At 39.9% G+C, this 1,719-nt stretch carries 1 pseudogene; it reads right to left on the bottom strand.

What is annotated here, in order from left to right:
- A pseudogene (locus LKD71_RS17930) lies at positions 1-1,719 on the bottom strand (recombinase family protein); the annotation flags it as partial.

Below are 1,719 nucleotides of genomic sequence, written 5' to 3'. Positions count from 1 at the left end.
GTGCCATTTCTTTCTCTGGACAACGTCATGCGGTTGCCACAGCCTCCGCACCATATCTTTCCTGTATAGAAATTATGATTTCGAATAGCCCCATTGTTCTGCTGATGTTTCTTCTTATAAGCTTCCGTATATTCCTGGATTTTAGATTGTACCTGTTGAAACAACTCTCTATCTATAATCCCTTCATGCGTGTTTTCCACATGCACCCATTCACTCTCTGGTCGATTTCTCTGTTTATTTCCCTGGAAAACACTTTGCTGATATTTTCCAAATACAGAATTACCTGTGCAATGAACATCCTGAAGAACTCGTTTCACTTCATAATTGTTCCAGGGTTTTGACTCCGGTAGCGGCTTTTCACCGGTTTTATAGAATTTTCTCTGTAAAGTCGGCGATAAAACTCCATCTTTATTGAGCTGTCTTGCAATATCACTATAGTTCCTGCCATCCATATACATAGAAAATATACTTTTCAGATGTTCTGCAGCTTCTTCATCAATAATCAGCTGATGATGGTCTTCTTCTGACTTTCTGTAACCATACGGTTCCCAGGCACTTGTAAATTTTCCTTTTTTCCAAAGAGCTTTTTTTTGCGCTGCTACTCTTTTTGGCAAGGTCTTTCGAATAGAACTCATTGATAATATTCTTCAGTGGAACTGTAAGATCCACACCCTCTCTGAAGGAATCGAAATCATCTGTCACAGCCAGGAATCTTACATGGAAAAACGGGAATACTCGTTCAATATAATTACTGGTTTCGACATAATTTCTTCCAAGTCTGGACAAATCTTTTACAGCAATTCCGGATAACAGATATACCTGCTTTTGGTCAGGTGAAGTATGTGTATCCATGCCCAGAAGTCTCTGAACAATTTCAAAATCGTGGTCACTCACCAGTGGCTCATGATTTTTCTCAATCCGGATCCAGTCATCTTCCGGTTTCACATAAGTCTGCTTCACTTTATGGTTCGGTGTTGTCCTTTTTCCCTGCACAAGATTTCCGATATAAACCTCATTTTTCAGTATCCTACGGACTGTAACAGAACTCCAAAGTGCCTGTTCTTTCTGCCGGAAGCCAGTTTCATAATGACTGCCGCTGCTGATTTTATATTCAAATGGGGAAAGAATACCCAGTTCATTTAAACGATTAGCGATCGCATCCTGACTCATTCCCCGCAGCTTCATCTTAAAAATATCCTGTACTACACTGCCTGCAGATGGGTCAATCTCTAATTTATGCTTATCTGTCTTTGTCTTCCTGTATCCAAATGCTACAAACGGAGTCACGCATTCGCCTTTTTTCCTCTTAATCTCAAGATTACTCCTGATCTTAATAGAAATGTCACGGCAATAAGCATCATTGATTAAATTCTTAAATGGAATAATGATTTCGTCTGCCTGATTCTTTCCCTTGAGACTGTCATAATTGTCATTTATGGCAATGAAGCGCACGCCAAGAGCCGGGAATAATCTCTCGATATACTTCCCGGAATCAATATATTCCCTTCCAAATCGTGATAAGTCTTTAACCACTACACAATCTACAATCCCACGCCGGATATCTTCCAGCATTGCCTGGAATGCTGGGCGCTCAAAATTAGAGCCTAAGTATCCATCATCAACTCGGACTGAAACAACTTCAATATCTTTTTTGTCTTTCAGGAAATCCAGAATCAAAGCTTTCTGGTTAGAAATGCTGTTACTTTCCAGTTTTGCTGA

The organism is Fusicatenibacter faecihominis (genome assembly GCF_020686945.1).
Lineage (GTDB): Bacteria > Bacillota > Clostridia > Lachnospirales > Lachnospiraceae > Limivivens > Limivivens faecihominis.
Note: the sequence above shows the minus strand (reverse complement) of the source record. Positions and strands in the feature narration are given on the sequence as shown.